Raw genomic sequence first — 21215 nt, 5'->3', positions numbered from 1 at the left:
TATAAAATAAAACATTAGAGTACATTTTGATAAAAGTTAATAAAAGTTAATAAAAGTTTTGTGTCTACTACTGATATTTTCAGCCAGCCGGATTTCATACGGCCAGGTAAAATGTCTTTCGGATAAAAATGTATAACATCCATGTTTTCAGCAATAAAAGCTGAATGATAAATACAGTATTTCTGTCTTATTTTCATTCTCTGGTAGTACTCACTTTTTACGAGCGCAAGTTACCTTGAAAATTTTATATAAATTTTATATATTTTCGCCATTCTGTTTCATATTTTCTCCCTGGTATGATAATCTTCATTTTGCGGATCATATTCTTTAATTATTCCGTTATTATGTTTTTTCAGAAGGCTTTTCTGTCTTTCATTATGTTTTAAGGCGTATCTCCTAATATTTTAATATTTTATTTGTTTAAGTACTTGTTTATGTAGGTTCGTTGTGTTTTTTATAAAATGTTATTCGTCATAGATATTCTCCCAATAGAAGAAAAAATAAAAGGAAATACCTAAGTATTTCCTTTTATTTACTAAAATTGTCAGATGTAGATTGGAACTAATTTATTCGGCAGCAGTTTCTACAAATTCCTTACCTTCGTCATCCAGAATAACAACTTTAATGCTTTCATCCGATTTTGAGGATAAGGTGACTTTAGTAAGTTTCTTGTCTGCGTTGTAGGCAAGAGCTGTGACATTATATGATTCTGTGTACCCTTGAATAGCAGCTTGTACTTTCTCGTTCAGGTCCTCAAACTTCACGTCTACATATCCGTCATCGTTTGATTGGCTAATAGCAACGACTGCATTATTCTCAACTGATAAACTTTGTACATTTGCAAAAGCTGATGTTCCAAAAACTATCGCAATGGCTAACATCATTAATTTCATTGTTTTCATGTCTCCAAATTTTTTAATTACTATTAATTGGTATAAATGTGTAAACTTCCGTTACAGTATATAATTTGCAATAGCTATGCCAAAAAGAAGATAAGTATCCTTTGTTATTGTAAGTTTTTGTAAATCAATTATATGTGTAATTAACGTTAATCGGATAATAAAAATGAGATTGTGGAACTGTGGAAAATTTCCACAATTTGGACTGTGGAAAACTAAATAGAATAATTATTTGTTCGTTTTATATATATGTATAATGGAAATATTAAAAGGATGTCAGAAACTCCGGAAAAAAATATAAGGTTCAAAGCTATATTGATATATGTAATTGTTGCCGTTATCTGTGGCGGTATGCTTATTTATATATATAAACTAAGAGATGATATTGATGATCAGAAAAGAAGTATTTCGCAGTATTATAAAGAGTTATCGCTAGTCAACAAATTGACTGATTCTGTAAATGCATCACAGTCGAAGGTAAATATGTATGTGTCCACAAAACAAATAAGGCATTATAAATCTTTCAATGAAAGCCTGAATGTTGTGGAACAGCTAATGGATTCTCTTAGTCATATAAACCCGTTACACAACGAAAAATTACAGCAAATAAATAATCTTTTGATAAAGAAGGGGGTGATTGTTTCAAATTTGAATAGGCAATTCAATAATAAAAATCCCATAGAGTCAATAAATGAAATATTGAAAGAAATTGATCCTGTTGTTAAGAAAGACACAGTTTTGATCACTACCACCGTGCAGGATACTGTAATTTATTCGGGCGCCAAGAAAGGATTTTGGCGGAAATTGGGGGAATTGTTTTCTGCTTCGAAAGGGGCTGATACTGTAACTTCAATTACTACAGCCAGACTAGATACTTTGACTATGCCAAAAAACGATACCCTCCATGTCGTTTCGGAAGTCACAGAAATAGCAGAACAAGCGAAAGACGACTATTTAAAAAGAATTATATCTATCGAGAAAAACTTGAGCAACCTCATTGTAGCAGATCAGGAAATTTCTTCTGAAATTACAACACTATTGATTGGGCTGTATAACCAAACTGTTCAGGTCAGGCTTGATGAAATCCAGAAAAGTGAACAACTGATCCGTAATAATAATACTTATTCTATAGTAAGCAGTATTGTCTCTCTTATCCTGATTTTTATATTTATATTGCTTATAATTAGTGATGTAAACAAAAGTTACAGGCTGCGAAAGAATGTAGAGCAAGCAAACCTGAAAATTAAGCAAATCATGGATAGCCGGCATAAATTGTTACTATCAGTTTCTCATGACATTAAAACGCCTCTTAATTCGATACTGGGGACATTAGAACTGAAAGAAACAAGCAATGGGTTTCTACATCACGAAGTACGCACGATGAAAGATTCGGGTGAATATATTCTTGCCTTGCTGGGTAACCTTCTGGAGTTTTCGAGTATTGAACAGGGTACCTCGAATATATCGAATCGTAACTTTAATCTGTACGACCTGTGTCGGCAGACTGTAGAAATGTTTGTTCCCCTTGCAGATAAGAAGAATCTTACATTGGCCTATTCGTTCGATTTCGATAAAAGTTTGATATTGTCGTCCGATTCTTTAAAGATCAAACAAATACTCATAAATATATTATCTAATTCAATCAAGTATACATTAGACGGTTCTATTCGATTTGATGTAAGATTCTCTGAATCCAGATTATATTGTACAGTAGAAGATACAGGAGTTGGTATTCCTGAAAATCAAATCAAAGATATATTCCGGCCATTTAGCCGGGTTGATCAAAATTCACATTTGTCGGAAGGCTCAGGGTTTGGAATGTATGTAGTAAAAGGTTTGGTCGATTTATTTCAGGGAAATATAAAAGTTACTTCCACAGAAGGGCAGGGGACCAGAACAGAAATATCTATCCCCGCAAGCGAGGTTTTTATAAATGATGCTTTTATTCCAAAGAAAATATTGATAGTAGACGATGATATGTCTTATTTGATAATCATTCGTAATATGTTATCAGACTTAGGACATATACCATCCATATGTGGCAATATAGTTGATTTTGAAAATATAATAACAAAAATCGACCAATATGATGAGATATTGACGGATATGGAAATGGAAAATTTTAATGGTATTGATGTTTTAAACAGGATAAAGCACAGTGGGGTAAATATACCGGTTACAGTGATTACAGCCCGGGAAGATGTTAGTAATGAATATTTTATGGCAATGGGGTTTAAAGCCTATATAAAGAAACCGGTATCGGGAGGTGACTTAAGGCTGCTGTTTGGAGGACGACAAAAAGAAGAAAGAGCAGAAGGCGTTGGCTCGCTCGATAAAATGCTGGAAGGAGACTCCGAAGCATTACATGAGGTTTTGGCATCTTTTGTCGATTCTACAAAGGAAAATACGGGCAAACTAAAACAGGCTTTACTCAATAGTGATTATAATATGGCCCAGTTTATTAGCCATAAAATGAAGCCAATGTTTATACAGGTCGGAGCAGTGGAGAAGTTAGATATATTGAAGAAACTGGACACACACCGTTCAGATGGAACATTCATGTTGTATCCCCAATGGGAGGATGATGTACTTGAGCTTATTGAATATGCGGAACAGATAATAACCGAGACCGAAAATTATTTGAAATCTCATTAAATATCCATACCATACTGGTGCATTTTGTTATATAGAGTCTTTCTATCTATATTGAGTAGGTTTGCCGCTTTGGTTTTATTTCCTTTTGTTATTTTCAGGGCTTTGGTAATTTGTTCACGCTCATCTGCCGGCAATAAGATCTGTTCAGTTTGTATAGGACTCTGGATAAATTCAGGTAAAAGGTCGGGGGTAATTTCCGTTCCTTTTGTAAACAATACGGTTCTGCGTATAACATTTCTTAATTCACGGAGGTTTCCGGGCCAGCGATATTGTTTTAGTATAGACATGCTTTCCTCCGAGAACCGCTCCACATTTCGTTCCAATTCTTTATTGGCTTCAGATAAAAAACTATTCGCAAAAAGGACAATATCCTCCTTACGCTCACGTAAAGGGGGGACTATCAGAGTAAATTCATTTAACCTGTGATATAAATCTTCACGAAAACGCCCTTCGGAAATAGCTGTTTCCAAATTTTCGTTAGTTGCAACTATTACCCTTACGTCTATCTTAATGTCGGTCGCGGAGCCTACCGGACGTATTTTACGTTCCTGTATCGCACGTAACAACTGAACCTGTACTTCGTAAGATAAATTTCCTACTTCGTCTAAGAAAACAGTTCCTCCCCCTGCTTGTTCAAAAACGCCCTTCTTATCTGCAATAGCAGAGGTGAATGATCCTTTCAGGTGTCCGAACAGTTCGCTTGGCGCCAATTCTTTAGATAAGCTGCCACAATCCACAGCCACAAAAGGAGCTTGTTTCCTTTGGCTGTTGTCGTGTATCATCCGTGCAGTATATTCCTTTCCGGTTCCGCTTTCGCCTCTTATAAGGACAGACAGGTGTGTAGGCGCAACCAGCTTTATATGCTCATACATTTGTTTGGATAAAGCGCTGTTGCCATAAACAATATTTGTAGCAGGAGCATTTTCTTTTGATATTTCAGCCGGAGTATAATTTAGAGCCTCATCTATTTTTGATCTTAGAATATCCGGATTCACAGGCTTTTCCATATAATCAAAAGCTCCCAGTTTAATCGCTGCAACTGCACTTTGAACCTCTCCGTAGCCGGTCATGACAATTACGGGGGTGTTTATTTTCCTCTCTCTTATCCATGCCAGCAGCATTATCCCGTCTCCGTCAGGAAGTCTCAGATCGGTAATAATTAACTTGAAATCAGTTTTTAGCAAATCCTTCCTGGCTTCATCTAAAGTAGATTTAACGAATGCGTCAAATCCATTTTTATCAAACCATTTCTTAAGGACAATTCCGAATGTATTGTCATCTTCAATAATTAAAACCTTGGAAGCCATTGTACATTATGAATTAGAGGAAAGTTTCTTCAAAATTATTCGTTTTTATTTTCAGACGAAAGGGTTTTATTCTTAATTAACACTAATAAATAAAATATGGCCGGGCTGATTATGACAAAATGCTCAACACACGATTCTTATACTAAATACATGTGAAACATTCATAAGACATAAGTGAAATTACATGATTGCATGCAATATCAGGAATACATTTGCGGCATACTGTCTTCTTAATACCATGCTCTTTTAATATCTGTCCGGCTGTCATAACTATTCTTTTTACAAAAATAATAAAAAGCTTAAGATAAACATAGCTTCTATCTGTTTTGCAGGTCTTTCCACTTTTAAAAGGCCTTAATCTATCTCAATCGTCGTTCACAAAATAGACCGCTGTCAGAATGTTCTGTTTTGCACATTTACAGCGGTCATATTCATTTCCCTATTTTATCCTCGCATTATATGAGTCGGAATAATGATATTTCATCTGTAAGACAAACAGGTCATCCTTACTGTTGTGTTTCACATTCAGCTCATCTACTATTATATAGCGCTTAGTAGACAATTCATAAACAGCTGTCGACGCACTGATTTCTTTCAGCCATTCGGCCACTTCCCTGTTTATGGGTAAGGTTTGTACCGTAAACTGCTCTGTCACGTCTTTATTGAAGACCGATTCTATACGGCTGCTGGTTGTGTACTCCGGTGTCTGGGTGCGATGAATGGTCGTGGTTTCCGACTTAAAATCGGTCTGTTCCGTACCTCCGAAGTTGAAGGAACACCACCCTCCAAGTGAGCCCAGGAATGCAAAATCATTCACTTTGTACAGGCAATCGGGCAGTATCCGGTAGGTCAGTGCCTTACTTACGGCTTTGCCGTCGCGACACAGATACACCCTTACAATACCCGCTTTAGCGTATTTATCCAGTACTACTTTGTCTATGTCGAGGCATGCTGTATTTACGGCGTTATACTTACCTTTGTCTTGTACATCTGAAACTTCGTAGTCCAGATAACTGTCGGCTTGTGTGTATACTTTGTATAATATGCCCAGTTTGCACTGCGTGTCGTTACTTTCGGGGGCAGGGTCGGAAAGGATAAAGTTGAAATATTGCTTTTGCCCCCTGATATGAGTAAGCACAGGTTGCCGGGTCAATGGCTCTGCCTCATTATTCCGGCTGATGTCATAAACATATTCCGATAAATTATTCTTTTCCAGATTGCGGTCGTATCCCGTAAGGGCAAACAGCACGTCGGAATGATAGAATGTTTCGGTTTCGACACCATTGAAACGCTTGGCAACAAAGCGGAAATCGGTCATTGTGCCTGTATTATGCCAGCCTTTTCCTTCAAGAAACTTGTCTGAATATGTATTCGTATTAGCCCACATCGTATTCATATCGAACCACAAAGGCATTCCGAAGTAAGATTTGGATAGGGTAGTGGCATATGTCCCCATTTTGGCATAATCCTTTATGCCCGGCAGTATGCCTGTGTCTTTGTAAATGTCGAGTTGTATTTCGCAATCGCCAAAATCTTTAGTCAGGGAGTCGTTATCTGTTGTTAATAGCGGATCACCTGTGATTTTGACAGATAAGGGACTCTTTTCAATCGAAAAAGCATACTTATTCCCTATTCCTTTCGATTTCATTTCAATTTTGTCAGGGCTCGAAGGCAGTATGATAATATCAAAATTATTTCGGAAGAAATAATTGTTAATCAGGCATGCGCGCAGATTTTCTGTTGTTATTTTAATGGTACTGCCTGCAAAGTAGGTATTGCTGCTGACTTTGCTTTTGTCTGTTGTATAATAAAAAGTATGTTTGGTTCCTGTCAGGTATTCCTTGAAGGTGAGTTCGTTATCACTATCGTGAGCTATGGTTCCGTGCTGTAATGTGATGTTTATAAACGGATCATCGTCTTTATTATATGTATCGGTCGGATCTCCTATCCTTACAATGAAATCGTTGAACCGGCTGACTTCGGGCTCAAGAGTAAAGGCGTAATCGTTGCCGCTACCGTTTGAGGTAATATATATAGTCGTGTCGTTCGATGTGATTGTAAACTTGTCTTTGAAAAAACTCTTGCTGTTAAAGCAATTTATCAATGTTTCAATTGTTTTACTTGTTTCGGTTCTTATTAAAAATGTATCATTATCGACTTCTCCGGCTTCTATTGTTCCCACGAATTTGTATACCTGTTTCGATTTTAATTCTGTTATTTTAAAATCCGATACTTTTTCCGTTACGACCACTCCTCCGCCCACAGTTGTATATATAAAGCCGGAGCCTCTGATCGTCAGAGATAAAGTGACCGGCTTGTCTTCTTTTTGAGGATTGAAATTCTCGAACTGTACAAAGTTTGGATTTCCTGCCAGCGAAAATATTTCAGGTTCCGTTATTTTCGCTATTTCATCTACTGTTATATATCCCATATCTGTATATTCTATTTTTTTACTGTTTTATTCAAAATATTTACTTAATTCATCTGTCACCGCATCCAGCAGCATATCCGCCCATTTATCGTCCCATTGCTTTTCTATTTCCTCCTCCAGCGTTGCCAGCACCGGACGCCCCTCGTAGCCATCGCGCCGGATAGCCCTGCCGATCAGGAACAGCGTACTGTTGTCGGCAGGTATGCCGCGCGATAAAGCCCAGTCGCGCAGTGCGTCGATTGGCGGTTGCTTGCCTGTGCCGGGTTTGCGCCCCTGCTCTATGTAGTCTATATAATTGTCGAACAGGGTTTCTATCACTACCGATTCGCTCATCTTGCGGATTTCCACTCTTACACTGTCTTGTAGTGCGCTGCTTATGAGCGTATTTCTGCCTGTTTTGGCATTTGTGCCCACCTTATTGTCCGACAGTATGGTTTGCGACAGCTTCAACACATCGGCGGCAATGGCTTCTATAACTTTTGTAATCGCTGTATCCATTATCTACGGGTTTTGATGTCGAAGTCGGGTAGCTTTTGCACGAATACCTCACAATTGTTTGCCGGAAGTATATCGAAACCGGGCAGAAGGGATTCGTCTTCAAACTGATTATCCGTACTGAACTGCTCGTCTATCAGACACAGGTTTTGCATATTTACCTGTGTGAAGTTGACCGAAAAGCGGCAGCCGCAGGCATTGTTGTCGTAATAGTCGCGCAGGGTGGTGTATGTCCAGTCGGGACGGATACTGATACCATAATCCGGATTTTTCTTTATCCGTTCCACGATGTTCAGCCCGATGGAGAAAGCGAGGTTTTGCAGGTGATGCACCGACTCTTCGGTGGAAGGGAGAAACAGGATGGAAAAGTTTACCGAATTGGTGAATACATTGTCCTGATTACGCCCCGTGAGGGGGTCTTCGAGCCAGAACAGGGGATGGGTTTCCTTGCCGCTGCCGAGTTCGTAGTTGCGATTGTAATAAAAGCCCTTGATGGTCTTGTGTTGCTGCGCCTGTTGGCGAAAGATTTGTAGAATGCTGTTTATCATATTGTTTGCTTGTAAATGGTTTTTATGATATAGATAAATTACTTTTATTTTGATGCAAATCCAATCAATTTCCCGACCACCTATCTACCTGTACTGCATCTTCCTGTGCACGGATAATATCCGTTACTGCCACTCTCGAATTGATCTTTATAGATTTTATGGCATCTATAAGCGCTTCATTATCAATTGTGCTAGGTGTCTCTATAGCTGGCATTAGCCCGCCTGCTGCAAATTCCCTTTGGAAAGGAAGTTCAAAGCCTTGGGATGCTTTGGCGAAAAAGCCTGTCATATCTGTTGCATTCAGTTCCTTTCGCTGTGAATTGATATAGCGCACCAAACCAAGATTTTTAGAAGTAGATTCACGATTAATAACATATTCGCCGCCTTCCACTTCTATATTTGTACCTTCGATACGCATACCACCTTGTGAATGGCGTTTGCCTTTGAGGAAACCCCCGTCTTCGAGTTTCGACAATTGCTTGGTCATCACGCCAACCTGTATTGCTCCGGCTGCTCCTACAATAGCTGCCATAATGGGGCCGATGATAGGACCCAGCGACCATGCCTTGGTAACACCTAACGCAGTATTGGCCACCCCTTGAATGATACCTTGCGAGATTTCATTCTTTTTGATTTGCTTTTCTTTTTTCTCTTTTTCTTTTTCGGCCTTTTCTTTCTCTTTGGCTAATTGCTTCTCTTGTTGGGCAAGTTGCTGATTTTTTGCCATTTCCTGATTGATTTGTTCCTGCAAAATCAACAGGCGGCCACCACGTGCATTTTTGGACTGTTCTTCTAAGGAACTGATTTTGTCGCTGCTCTCCTGACGCAGCTCTACGGCTTCGCTATACTTTTCGGAAATGGCTTCGAATTTTTCGTTGGCTTCTTCGAGCTGCTCACTCAACAATGCGTTGCTGGCACTGAAAATGGCATTGACGCCTGTCATTATAATGTCGACATGCTCTTGCATGGTAGCGCTTATTTTCGACCAATGCTCTTTGTGAGATTCCTGTGTGTCGGCGGCAGTTTCTACAATGGCATCACCGGCTTCCTGATTGGCTTGGACAAAGTTAGACATCGACTGCTGCGCTTCGTCCAATAGTTCGTTTTGCCGGTCGTTGAATGATTCTGTTTCCAGAAGGCTTCTTTCGTGAAAGAATGCTTGTTCGTCCAGTTGGAGGTTGCTTTGTTCGCGCTGTTGTCTTATATTGTCTTCTTTGGAATCTCCTAAATTACTGTTTATATCTTGAAACTTACCGCTAATTCGTTTTCCTGTACCTGATTCCTTATTAAAATAAAGAACGGGCATTTCATCTTGCGATGATCCCTGATTGTTTTCTAATTGGGGTTGTGTAGGGGAGGGGTTGTTTTTAGATTGAGGTTGAATTTGTTCTTTCGGTAATGAATTCAATTCTTCTTGCGGAGGTGTATAATTTTCCGCATAATCCTGTATGACTTCACTTACACCTGTAACGGTTTTTACTACAACAGGAGCCGCAGATTCAAATTTAGATTCTATTTTATCAGCAATTACATCAACAATTCCATCTGCTGTACCTTGTGCAATTCTTCTTGCCTTTTCTTCCCAGTATGAATCTTCATTTTCTCCATGATATTTTAGGGGAATCAATTGTCCCAGATATTTTTTTATAAGCTCTGCATCCTGAGGATTATCAGCTTTTTGTAGTAAATCGTTTAATTCACCTCTTATATCTTCTAGAATTTTGTTAGTCTGGTCGTTGTATAATTTGTTTACATCAGCCTTATGTGCTTTGGATATCCTGATATCATCGGTGGTACTCTTACCTTCTTTAATACCTTGAACCGGATAAAAAATAGAGGCCTTCTGTTCTCCAAAATCATCTAAAGACTGCGCAATCGCTTTTCTTTGTGCTTCCTGAACATCAGCAATTGACTCTTGGGTTGCCAAAACAAGAAAAGCTAGTGATTTTTCAAATTCACTCATCTTATTCATCTCACTTTTTCGCCTTTCTGCTTCTAACTTGTCATCTTCTTTACGATGGTCTTCATTATAAAATTTTTTTCCGGTCAAAGCTGATGTAATTTCCGGAACAGTTTCACCAATTGCACTTGCGGTTTTATAAAATCCCTTAGTCCATAGATGGAATGTATCTAAAGCAGGAAAGATTTTCTCTCCGATTACTTCAACCGCTTTGGTCAGTTTCCCGAATAGTTGAAAGTTTTCTACAAATTTACTTCGCAGGTTATCCGATTGTTTATTCAGATCTTTAATTGTTTCTTTTGTTTGCTTATCCATTTCTAAGAGAGTATTGACAGTCTTTATTAATTCCAACCTATTAATATCGTTAGCTTTAGCCTGTACCTCTCCAACATTTCTCAAAGAATCAACAAATTCATTATTAATAGCAATAATTTTTGCTTGATTCTCCTGGAATTTATTATATGCGTCTTGCATTTCGTTTATAGAATCTTTGACTTTTCCAGTATCTTTAATCGCTTGTTCTACTCCGTCAATCTTTATTGGAACAATAAATTCTTTTCTGTTTACCATAAGTGTTTTTAATGTATAGATAAATAAGTTGAAATTTGATTGTGATTTTTGAAAGATTTTTGCAATTTTTGGTCTAGTTTTGTAAAAACTAATAAAAAATATGAAAGTATTCAAGCTAGCAATCTGCACATTACTCTCTCTGACAGCATTCGCCTGTAATGGAAATAAAAATACTGATGATGATATAGTATATTATCATAATGATTTCTCTTATTATTCTAAAACTATTAGCGGGGATATAGACTCAATATACTCTGTTGCTGTTGTATTTACCGACCCCAATAATGTGTCTAAAGAAACAACAGATGCCAATTATGCAATCTACATATTCAAACCTGATATAGCAGCAGAAGATAGTGATAAAACACTTTTGAAAGAAATACAATATACAAATAAAGATAGGACTCCATCAGTTACCCACTACATGTCAAAAGATGGTAAAAACATATCTATTATTACACGAGATGCAAAAGGGTATACTGCATTAACAGATACATCCGGTAATATGCAGGTTTGGATTGAAGGAGATGATATAAATAGCCCCAAAAGAGATACAATGGTAATTACTACTTATCCCAATCGCACCGATAAAAAGTTAAGAACTTCAGATGGCCAAAATATTCGCGAAATTCGTACTTACGACGATAGGGGTAATAATTTGACAGATAAAGCCATAGCATCTGATGGCGACTGGCTGGAAGATATTTATGAATATGATGAGAACAGTTTTATGACAAAGTATACAAGGAGAGGCTCATTGATGGAAAGTGAGCAGTTTGTTACTTATGAATATAGAACTGACGAAAGAGGGAATTGGATAGAACAAAAGGCATATGATAGTAAAGGTGTGATTAATGCTGTTGTTACGAGGATAATAGTATATAAGTGAACCTTTTATTGATCGTCAAAACCATACCAATGCGCATAATTGGCTGCTTTGTAAAAGATATAGAATAGAAGAAGAGGCAATACCGGCAACACTATCGGAAATATAGTCATAGCAAGCATAGCATATCCTAAAAGATTTATTCCGCCTACATAATCGCCATCGAAACGTGCCAGACGCCAACCGGAAAGGATATTCAGTATTATAATTAAAACAACGGCTCCAATATATAAAAGAGCAGCTATACCTCCAAGTGAAAGCTTATCGATATAGTAGGCTAAAGGTAGGTAGACGATAAATAGACCAAAAATACCGGAGATACTTATGCCTAGCCATTTCAGATTAGTTTGCAGATTATTATATTGCTGAAAATTGTCGAGGTATTGCCGTAGAATAAACAATATCCATGTACTAAATCCTGCGATAGCAATTATGGGAAGAAAAATAATAACAGAGCTATCACTTCCTTTCAAATCTTTCAGAATGCCAACCAATACAAAGAATGAGATTATGAAAAAGAATAAAGCTATTGATACAATTTTAGCCATGGTAAAATTTTGCCTCAAAAGCTTCGGTTTGCTATCTCCAAACTCCTCATATATAACATCTCTGGTATCAGACCTATTCACTCCTTTGGTATCAGCTGAGGATGAATTACTAAATTCTTCGCCGCAGTAACGGCATCTGACAGCTTCCTCTTTCAATATTGCACCACAGTTCGAACATTTTTTTATTGCCATATTCAATAATTTTGCGATAAAGATAAATAATTATCCATACCATCAAAAGATAATCACAAAAGTCTTTAACAGGTGAATATTTTGAAGGAAAGTTTGAAATCACAATCGGATTGCAAATTTCACCTCTCCTTCATTCTCACCTCCTTATCTGCTTCTCAAACTTATACTGTTCATCCTCAGCCCGCGCCTTATCTATCCGGTAAAGGAGGAATCCGAAAACTTCGACAACTGCTTTCTCAGTAATCTGGTCAAATAAATAAATTTTATCCTCTGCCAGATCGGCAATTGTTTTATACCACCCCCATTTATTACAAAAGTCTTTGTATCCTTTAGAAACCGGTTTGCCTGAGCCACCACCGTTGAATAATGGTGCAAAATCGCTTCTGATTCTTTCTTTCTGTACAAAAAAAAAGCGAGCAATGGTAGGGCTTTGTCACACGACAGGTTGCGGAATACCTCTTTTCGTGCGGCAGCAGTATCGGGATTGTAGCTTTCACCCGCAGGGCGGCATACGATAGCCAGCGTTTCCGAAATCTTGGTTTCACTGTCGCTGTTGAGCGTCTCCTCTATGTCTATCCATTCGCCCAGTGTGAGTTTATCCGACAGGGAGATAAAGAAATCCCGCCCATCGATACTAACCTTTGTTGCGGGTTCTAAGTCGGTATCGAATATAAAGCCGACGGCATCGGATATGGCATCGAACAGTTGGGTAGGGGAGTGGAGCAGCCATTCGCTGTCCAGTTTGCAAATGCCTGCTATGAAGTGCACGTATTCCATCTTGCCTTCGGGGCGGCGCTTAAACCATTTTTCGTAGTCGGCAAGGCACAGGTCGGCCCACGATTGGGGCACGGAGATTTTTTGGTCGTTGAATTCGATTTGTAACATAGTTTTATAATTAATAGTTAATAATGAATAATTAATAATGAAAAGTTAAATTGAGTATTATAGATCGCTTGCGCCATTCTTAATTCTTCATTCTTTCTCACTGTATAGATAAATTACTTTTATTTTGATAACAGATTAATCTATTTATTTTATGCAGCGATAGTGAAAAATGCTTAAAAGAGAGGGGGAAAGCGAGTGTAGATGCAATAAAATATTTCATAGCTTTATAAGCACGCTCGTATTATTTTTGATATATTTGAAAGAATATGGCTAACTATTGTGAACTAAAAAACGTATAAAATGCAAAAGAAACTATTAATCATCACTTTACTTATCGTCACCCTCGTATCCTGCGGGTCTATGAAAGATGCGATGTACTCCGAAAAGAATGTCAGGAAAGTGGAACTGGGCATGACCAAAGAAAAAGTTATATCCATAATGGGCAAATCGTACACATCGGCAGGAGCGATACAGACGCCGGAGGGCAGTGTCGAAATCATCAGATGGGATTCGGTTGATGATCTCGAAAAATATGAATTTCAATTTGTGGATAAGATATTGAAAGAATGGCACAGGGTAAGGTTGGATTATCACGACCATCGGCCGAGAGTAGCACCATAAAGGGTTAGAGACTGAAAATGAACGAAAAAAGAGCTATAACAAAATGTTTTGGTAAAATTTAAACAGGCTCTTAATACCATATACAAGAAGCCCGGACAAATTATTTGTCCGGGCTTTCACTAACCAAATGAATCTTTACTGACTGAAAGCTAAACGTTATTCTTCTGCTTCACCGGCTTTGTAAGTATCCGATACTATGAACAGATCGGTGCTTTCGGCGGCGTTATCCACTGGCAGATAACCGGATGCTACTTTATCTTTTTCGTCGATCACACCGTCTCCGTCCATATCAGCTATCCTTAATGATCCCAATCCTAACTTGTCCAGTGCTGTTTCTGTTTTATATTCGGGCGCTTCGTCTATTTGCTCCTGAGTAGTGAACAAACCTACAACCATATAGCCATCGCGGAACGAAGTTTTACCTTCCTGCTCTACTTTGTAGAATAGTCCTTCACTATTGAAGTGTTCAAATGCGGCTTTACCTTCGGCATCGGTAGCTACGCTGTTCACTTCCACATATTCTTCGCCTTTGAGTTCGAAGAATGTAATTTTTGCACCCTCTGTCACTGCTTTTTCCGCAGCGCCTTCAGCCCATTCTTCGTTGGCGGCATATACAACAAAGTTTGCTGTAAATTTTGGAATGTCAACCACCGGAATTACCGATGCTACAACGTAGATTTTGCTTAGTCCGGCATCAGTGGCACTTGCAGAAGTCACCTCTACATCGTTTACCCAGATTTTACCATCTTTCTTGGCTATTCTGAGAGGATCGCCTTTTACACTCTCTATGATAACTTCATCGCCTTCCTCTGCCGGAAAGTCGAATGTGCCTTTTACTATGTGGCGGGTAATATTTTCTGCTGTTACATCAGTGTCGTCTCCTCCTTCGCCCTCTTCACCTTCTTTGGGTGCTTTTGCTGATTCGGGAGCCGGTTCCTGTGTTTGGTCGGCTACAGCAAATACAGTCAGCGCTTCTGTTCCGAGGTCCTCAGACTTCACGCCTTTCAGTATATTGGTAAAATCCCCTACATTTTCCATTTCGCCCAGTTTGCCCAATACCTCTTCCAACTGTGTTTTTGCAGGCGGAGGTGTCGGATCATCATCATTACTACAGGCTACAGATGTGAAAAGCAATGCTACCGCTACAAAACTCAAATAAAATAACTTTTTCATAATAAACATTTTCGTTAATAAAATTGATTAAAAATTTATTTAATATCAGATTGATATAATTCTTCCATCCCGAAACCCTGATAAAAAAGGTATCGGTATATCCGCAATGTTTTATGTGTGAAGTTATTCGTGGCAGGTCTTCGACCAGAGAAGACAGCCTTATCTAAATTTTGGTGTAGTTGTAAATCGTATCAAAAAAGATTTGGCCGTTAGACGGGAATCGTCAGCTCCGGATCGACCGAAATCATAGGTAAGACGGAAAAAAAGAAAAGAATGCTGTACAGGGTATAGTGTTTTTAACTTTTTATCACATTTTCGCAGAGATATCATTGTGTATTCTTTACAATTTAAGAAAGTTCCGGCTTAATGTTATTTTATGTTAAAAAAATCTCGAACTACTATTTACTGTATCCTGAAAGTTACACAACCCGCTACACTTTCCTATACACTCATCACTACACTCACCTATACACTCACCTATACCTATACTAAAGACAATACTAAACAAGACTATATAAAAAAGAAAACTATATAAAAGAAAAAAAATCAGAGTATAGATAATTCAAAAAAAATATAATAAAATCTGCATAAAGTTGAAATGAATTTATCTATACCCCAAAAACGAAGCCGAACCATGATAAATTTCATTCACAATACAGTCTACAAGTTGAAACCGGAACAGATGTCCGGTAGCATCCATCGTCTTGGAGGGTTGGTATTGTGGAACATTTTGTCTTTGCTGTCGCTCTTTCTTGCAAAGTGGGAGATACTTTTCAGGAGTAAAGATGATTGTCCGGAAGATTCTTTCCGATACGGCTGCCTGGTTTACCCTTGTGGTAGTTTTCATCTTTGCACTGCTGTTGGGGGAAGTATATCTGCTATGGTAAAAACTGTAAAGCCAAAGAATATTTTCTTCGTTTTTTACCGGTTATTTTCGGCGAAAAATAAGAGTGGTGTTTTTATTGAAAGTGTTTCCCTGTCAAATGTTTCATCGTTTTATCGACACAATCTATTTTAACATAGAAACAATCCATTAAACAAAATTCACTTTCGTTACGTTAATACTATGTGTTTTTCATGGTATTAGATTTTAAGGTTAATAATGAAGATTGGTTGTTGTGAAACAACCTTTTCTTTTTATAGCCGAAATGAAATTGTTGTGAGACAATTCATAATTGCGTTAGTTTATCAAATAAAATTATTTTCATTTTTTTTAATAAAAAAATATTAGGGAAATATTTCATCTCAGGATAATGTGGATGGGATTAGCATATATCTATTATCGTTAAATTGTGAGATCTGATAAGTTTAATTCACTTAAAATTAAACATTTATTCCCTCCGATTGTTATTTTAAAATATTGGATTATTTGGTTCAATCTACTCACAAACAGTTTGATAATACCTAAAAAAGCATCACTTGATTATGAAAAAAACTATCTTCAGCCTATTGGCATTGTGCTTGCTGGTGGCATGCGACAGCGATTCCGATGATTCTCCTAAATTTGATAAAGATTCTTATAGAGTCGATATCAGTGCAACAGTGCAAACCGCTAATTTAGTGAAGGCGGGACCTGTTAACGGTAATTTTACAACTGATTTTCCGATAGGCATATATGCCTACAATGTTTCGTGGAAAGCCGGTGCTGCAGCTAATGTAATCAACAGAGACTCTGCTGTGGTAGCCGGAGCTGCAGACCATAGTGTGACATTTTCCAAAGGCCCGTATTATTATCCGACAGATGGCACCGATCTCAGTTTCTTTGCATTTGCCCCCCGTGGTGCTGAAACCTCAGCGGCTACTGCCGGTGTAAGTCCGGTAGTGGCTATTAGTATGACAGGTCAGGAAGATGTAATGTGGGCTTCAGGTACAGGTCATAAGGCCGGATCTGCGGCCGCAGTTCATCCGGTACTTAATTTCCAGCATAAGCTTACGCAGTTGCAATTTATATTCAAATCTGATACAACTTATCCTGCATCGGGAAATTCCGTGGTATCACTTACTGTCAACGGACAGCCCAATCTGGCCACTATGACAGTGGAGACAGGAGCATGCACTTTTAGCGGCAGCGCCAATATGCAGGCGTTGTCTTCGGCAAACCAGACCGCAGGGATAGCTATTACCACAGCCGGTACAGCCGCAAATTCCCCTGTGATGACAAATACAGCATCGGGAGCAACTGCATATACACTTACTATCGTAGTAAAACCGGCCGGGGGAGGCTCCAATGTGACATATACCAATGTTCCTGTAAATCTTACAACTGTAGCCGGCAGCGCCCATGCCATTACACTCACATTCACCGCTACGGCTGTTAGCGCCAGTGCAACTGTGGCCGATTGGCAGACAGGTACAGGCGGTACAGTATCTGTATTGTAAATAATATAACATAATATACTATAGAGTACCCGGTGAATGTATCGGGTATTCTATAGCGGCTAACAGAAAGAATGGCAGTACTTTGAAAAATCTATTTTTTATTTTCTCTGTTTTTGGATTGTCCATATTAGGAGGATGCGCCTCCGATACAGATTTTATGTCCGATGGAGAGCCGTCACGTAAATATATTCCTGCTGCTTTCTCGTTGGATAATGTTGCAACTAAATCCGTAGATAACACATCTTTGGGATGCGATATGGTTTTGTCCAATGATAATCCGGCAATAACCGTATCCATGGAGAAAGAGATGCGCGAGGGAAAGACTCGGTTGTCGCATGGATTGAAGACTTCATGGACTACAGCCAACAATCAGGTGAAATGGACTACGGGTGACCGGATAGGAATGTTTATGCGTGATGCGGGAGGTAGTAATTCTTATGCAAAAGACAATGTTTTATATACTGTCGCCTTGGGAGGTGCAGCAACTGCGTCTTTGACTGCTGATGCTTCACCTCTTTATTTTCCAAACAAGAGCAGTAGTATCAAATTTTATGCATATTATCCATACTCGGCATCTGTAAGTTCGCTGTCGGTAAATTATACCTTACCGGCCGACCAGTCTACAGAACAGGCCTTAGGCAGTGCAGATATTATGTATGCTTCGCCGGCTGCCCAGAATGGTTCGTCTCCCAATGTACCTCTCACTTTCAATCATCAGATGGTATTGTTGTCCTTCAATATAAAAGGGGGGATCCTTTCGGGGCTTTTTACTCTTACCCAGGTCACAGTCAGTGGCTCGGCGGTAACCAATACGGGAGTATTAAATCTGGCTACCGGAACATTAACGCCCAATACGGCAAGCACTTTCACGGCTACCGTAAATACAAGTAAGCCTGTGAGCAATACTCTTGTTGCAAATGTAGATGTGATCATAAATCCTTGCAGGATAGTAAACAACAGTACTTTATTGCCTACCGAACTGAAAGTAACTCTGACTTTTGGTCTGTTGTCGCATTCTACTTATCTGGTAACCAGTGGTACATTTGCTGCAGGAACAAGGTATGTATACAATCTTAATGTCGCCCTCTGAAATATGAATTTTAAGCGTAGTTACTCAAAATATTTTCTTTATTTGAGAAATAAACATTTATCTTTATCAGGTTATTATGGAAATCGGACTTATCAGGAAGCACGAAAAGTGAAAATGCCGAATTAAATCTTTCTAATCTCCTTTTTTAAGTGATATATTGTTAAAAATAAATCTATATTTTTCATTTTAACCATATTTGTTAAAATGCTATATATGTTAATCTTAACAAAATAATATCTAAGAAAAAATCTATATTCAATTTTTTCAATGTGTTAATGTAAAAAATAGGATGTAATTTTATATAATCCTCTCACAACTTTATCTATACTTCTTTTATGTTTTATTAATTAAAGTAAAAACTAAACAATTATGAGAATTAAATTTTTTTTTCTTGCGTTTTTGATCTCTTGCGTTGGCGGAATAGGTTATGCTGCCGTTGATAAAGTCGTGAATGTTGCTTTATATAATAGTGGGCCTGGTGAGACTGGTCCTATATTTCCTATGGCCAGAATGCTTTCTGTATCTCCGGTAACAGTGACTGTAACCGATGATGTAAACCTGAATATCTTATTCAGAACTAGTCTTGGCAGAGTAGCTGTAACAATTAAAGACGAAGCAGGTGTAGTACATTATGTAAAAAATGTGGGTACATCAGAAACAACCAGCTTATCAGTAGATATCAGTATGCTTCCGGCAGGAACATATACTATATCATTTACAAATGCGGATAAGACATTGAACAAATTCGGCACTTTCGAGGTTAATTAATCGTTTTTTTTATATAATAAATTTTAGAGGGGTTCGGGTTTACCAGCCCGAACCTTTTCAATTCTAGGTTTTAGTTTAATGAAAAATATAGCATTTGGTAATAGTTATATACTTTGTCTACTACTAATTTTCTTTTTCTATTCCTGCAAAAAAGACAATCATTCCGCAGAATTGTTAACAAAGGCACAGAGTATTGCTGAAAATAAACCGTCTGAAGCCCTTCTTTTGCTAGATTCTATCAGCAATCCGGAGCAGATGGATAAAAATAACTATATGCAATATATAGTTACAAGAGTGCAGGCAAAATTTAATATTCATAGGCCTGATATAAAAAATGATACCTTGATTTTCGATGCATATAAGTATTTTGACGAGAAGAAAAATTATCCCCAAGCAGCTCTGGCTCACTATCATACAGCAGCCCTATATAATGCAAATGAATTTGCGGACAAAGAATTGGAACATTTTAAATTAGCCACGCATTATGCTCTAAAAGCAGGAGATAATCTTTTGGCAGGTAAAAGTCTTCATTGGATTGGAAACCTGTATCACCGGAAGAATATCCAGGACAGTGCTATAGCTAATTATAAACGTGCTTTACATTATTACCCGGTAAGTAAAGAGTCTGAGAAATATATATTGCATGCAATAAATCTTATAGGTTTTTCCTATGAAATGGAAAATCATTTTGATAGTGCATTTGTTTATTTTAATAAGGGTATGCAATTGGCGAAACAACTTGATAATAAAGCTTCCCAAATAACCTTTTCTCATTTATTAGGTATTGTTTATCGTGATTTGGGAGACTTTCCAAAAGCTGAATCCTATTTGCAAGAAGCAATACATGGAACTACCAATCGGGATGAGAAACGGCGCATTAATCTCAGTATACTCATGCTATACAATGATATGAACAAGCTCGATTCTGCAATGTATTATTCTAATCAACTGTTGTCATATATTCCTGAAATGACTTTTGCTTACACCGTTCAGGAAAGCTATGCAGCCATATCGGAATACTATAAGAAAAGCGGTGATTATAAAACGGCGCTGTATTACAATAATCTGTATGATGTTACTACCCGGGAAATCAAAGAAGCCGATAATACAAAAAAACTCGCCGAAGCCGACAGAAAATACAAAGCGGTTATAGAACAACAGGAACTGCAAAGTACACGCTTGCGTAGTTATTTGTATTTAATAGGTACTGTATCATTTACTTTGATTATTCTTATGACTATCTGTTTCAGAGGCAGGACATCGCGTCTCAAACGTCAGAGAGTCGCTGAACGTAACAAGTTACTCGAGGAACAGTCGCAGGTGCACGCAAAATTGCTTGAGCACCAGCACGAAAGCCTTACATATATGCAGGGCATATATCGCAGTATCGTGGACGAATGGGTGGATATAGACAAAAAGGTAAAGTCTCTGGCTAAAGAATTCGGGGTAAAGGAAGAACCCGAACTCTATATGAAAATAAAGCAAATGATAGAAAATTTTAAGCAAAATACCAACCAGCAACTCGTTGTACTTGCTAAAGAGCATTTTCTGAAACAACCCTATGGCGATAGTGCTGTTTCTACCCTGAAAGATAAGGATTTACTGCTGTTTATGCTTTATTATTGCGGATATAAACGTAACGATGTCGCAATTTTGTTGGGTGTTAATCCTCACAAGGATAATATGGCCTTCCGCAAGCTGGATTTGAGGAACAAACTTCTCAAAGTCGGTATGGAACAGTACGATATTGAAAAAATATTATTTTCGGAAGAAAATGTAAATTAAAATATCTAACTTTATCAATTGGC

Annotated in this window: 17 protein-coding genes; 7 read left to right on the top strand and 10 right to left on the bottom strand. The window is 38.1% G+C overall.

Going from position 1 to position 21215, the window contains the following annotated elements; translation table 11 throughout:
• Positions 1 to 566: 566 nt before the first annotated feature.
• Positions 567 to 893, bottom strand: a complete 327-nt coding sequence (locus IR083_RS01675; protein WP_242052329.1) for a hypothetical protein — start codon at positions 891 to 893, stop codon at positions 567 to 569.
• Positions 894 to 1172: 279 nt separating this feature from the next.
• Between IR083_RS01675 and IR083_RS01670 the strand changes: the two genes are divergently transcribed.
• Positions 1173 to 3554 (top strand): hybrid sensor histidine kinase/response regulator, encoded by a 2382-nt coding sequence (locus IR083_RS01670; protein WP_194223000.1) that lies wholly within the window; start codon positions 1173 to 1175, stop codon positions 3552 to 3554.
• On the opposite strand, the gene IR083_RS01665 is transcribed toward IR083_RS01670, so the two are convergent.
• The 5 genes from IR083_RS01665 to IR083_RS01645 all read right to left on the bottom strand — a co-directional run bounded on the left by IR083_RS01665 (position 3551) and on the right by IR083_RS01645 (position 10865).
• Complete coding sequence (locus IR083_RS01665) at positions 3551 to 4861, bottom strand: sigma-54-dependent transcriptional regulator (RefSeq protein WP_194222999.1); 1311 nt, start codon at positions 4859 to 4861, stop codon at positions 3551 to 3553. The two genes, IR083_RS01670 and IR083_RS01665, sit on opposite strands and share 4 nt — an antisense overlap.
• Before the next feature lie 439 nt (positions 4862 to 5300).
• Positions 5301 to 7292, bottom strand: a complete 1992-nt coding sequence (locus tag IR083_RS01660) for a hypothetical protein (protein WP_194222998.1) — start codon at positions 7290 to 7292, stop codon at positions 5301 to 5303.
• 27 nt (positions 7293 to 7319) lie between these two features.
• The gene (locus IR083_RS01655) at positions 7320 to 7790 is read right to left on the bottom strand and encodes a hypothetical protein (RefSeq protein WP_194222997.1); all 471 of its coding nucleotides are present in this window, start codon (positions 7788 to 7790) and stop codon (positions 7320 to 7322) included.
• Positions 7790 to 8335 carry a hypothetical protein gene (locus IR083_RS01650; protein WP_194222996.1) on the bottom strand — a complete coding sequence of 182 codons (546 nt, stop codon included), beginning with the start codon at positions 8333 to 8335 and terminating at the stop codon, positions 7790 to 7792. Before IR083_RS01650 ends, IR083_RS01655 begins: the two co-directional genes overlap by 1 nt.
• A gap of 64 nt (positions 8336 to 8399) precedes the next feature.
• Positions 8400 to 10865, bottom strand: a complete 2466-nt coding sequence (locus IR083_RS01645) for a hypothetical protein (protein ID WP_194222995.1) — start codon at positions 10863 to 10865, stop codon at positions 8400 to 8402.
• Between the two features lie 100 nt (positions 10866 to 10965).
• Between IR083_RS01645 and IR083_RS01640 the strand changes: the two genes are divergently transcribed.
• The gene (locus tag IR083_RS01640; protein ID WP_194222994.1) at positions 10966 to 11754 is read left to right on the top strand and encodes a hypothetical protein; all 789 of its coding nucleotides are present in this window, start codon (positions 10966 to 10968) and stop codon (positions 11752 to 11754) included.
• Between the two features lie 5 nt (positions 11755 to 11759).
• Here IR083_RS01640 and IR083_RS01635 read toward each other — a convergent pair whose 3' ends face one another.
• Both IR083_RS01635 and IR083_RS01630 read right to left on the bottom strand, forming a co-directional pair.
• Complete coding sequence (locus tag IR083_RS01635) at positions 11760 to 12491, bottom strand: zinc ribbon domain-containing protein (RefSeq protein WP_194222993.1); 732 nt, start codon at positions 12489 to 12491, stop codon at positions 11760 to 11762.
• A gap of 192 nt (positions 12492 to 12683) precedes the next feature.
• On the bottom strand, positions 12684 to 13376 hold the full coding sequence (locus IR083_RS01630; protein ID WP_194222992.1) for a hypothetical protein: 693 nt from the start codon (positions 13374 to 13376) through the stop codon (positions 12684 to 12686).
• 300 nt (positions 13377 to 13676) lie between these two features.
• On the opposite strand from IR083_RS01630, the gene IR083_RS01625 reads away from it, so the two are divergent.
• Positions 13677 to 13997, top strand: a complete 321-nt coding sequence (locus IR083_RS01625; protein ID WP_006797975.1) for a hypothetical protein — start codon at positions 13677 to 13679, stop codon at positions 13995 to 13997.
• A gap of 156 nt (positions 13998 to 14153) precedes the next feature.
• Here IR083_RS01625 and IR083_RS01620 read toward each other — a convergent pair whose 3' ends face one another.
• Positions 14154 to 15170 carry a hypothetical protein gene (locus tag IR083_RS01620; protein ID WP_194222991.1) on the bottom strand — a complete coding sequence of 339 codons (1017 nt, stop codon included), beginning with the start codon at positions 15168 to 15170 and terminating at the stop codon, positions 14154 to 14156.
• Positions 15171 to 15774: 604 nt separating this feature from the next.
• Positions 15775 to 16017, bottom strand: a complete 243-nt coding sequence (locus tag IR083_RS01610) for a hypothetical protein (protein ID WP_194222989.1) — start codon at positions 16015 to 16017, stop codon at positions 15775 to 15777.
• Between the two features lie 578 nt (positions 16018 to 16595).
• Between IR083_RS01610 and IR083_RS01605 the strand changes: the two genes are divergently transcribed.
• The 4 genes from IR083_RS01605 (at position 16596) to IR083_RS01590 (ending at position 21192) form a co-directional block, all read left to right on the top strand.
• A complete protein-coding gene (locus IR083_RS01605; protein ID WP_194222988.1) occupies positions 16596 to 17549 on the top strand; it encodes a fimbrillin family protein in 954 nt (317 codons plus the stop codon).
• An 82-nt stretch (positions 17550 to 17631) separates the two neighbouring features.
• Positions 17632 to 18639: a fimbrillin family protein gene (locus tag IR083_RS01600; protein WP_194222987.1), complete on the top strand. Its 1008-nt coding sequence runs from the start codon at positions 17632 to 17634 to the stop codon at positions 18637 to 18639.
• A 369-nt stretch (positions 18640 to 19008) separates the two neighbouring features.
• The gene (locus IR083_RS01595) at positions 19009 to 19407 is read left to right on the top strand and encodes a DUF3244 domain-containing protein (protein ID WP_194222986.1); all 399 of its coding nucleotides are present in this window, start codon (positions 19009 to 19011) and stop codon (positions 19405 to 19407) included.
• A 273-nt stretch (positions 19408 to 19680) separates the two neighbouring features.
• Positions 19681 to 21192 (top strand): tetratricopeptide repeat protein, encoded by a 1512-nt coding sequence (locus IR083_RS01590; protein ID WP_242052328.1) that lies wholly within the window; start codon positions 19681 to 19683, stop codon positions 21190 to 21192.
• Positions 21193 to 21215: the final 23 nt, after the last annotated feature.

The organism is Dysgonomonas sp. GY75 (genome assembly GCF_015234155.1).
Classification (GTDB): Bacteria; Bacteroidota; Bacteroidia; order Bacteroidales; family Dysgonomonadaceae; genus Dysgonomonas; species Dysgonomonas gadei.
The sequence above is the reverse complement of the archived record's forward strand: the minus strand, read 5'-3'. Positions and strand labels throughout refer to the sequence as shown.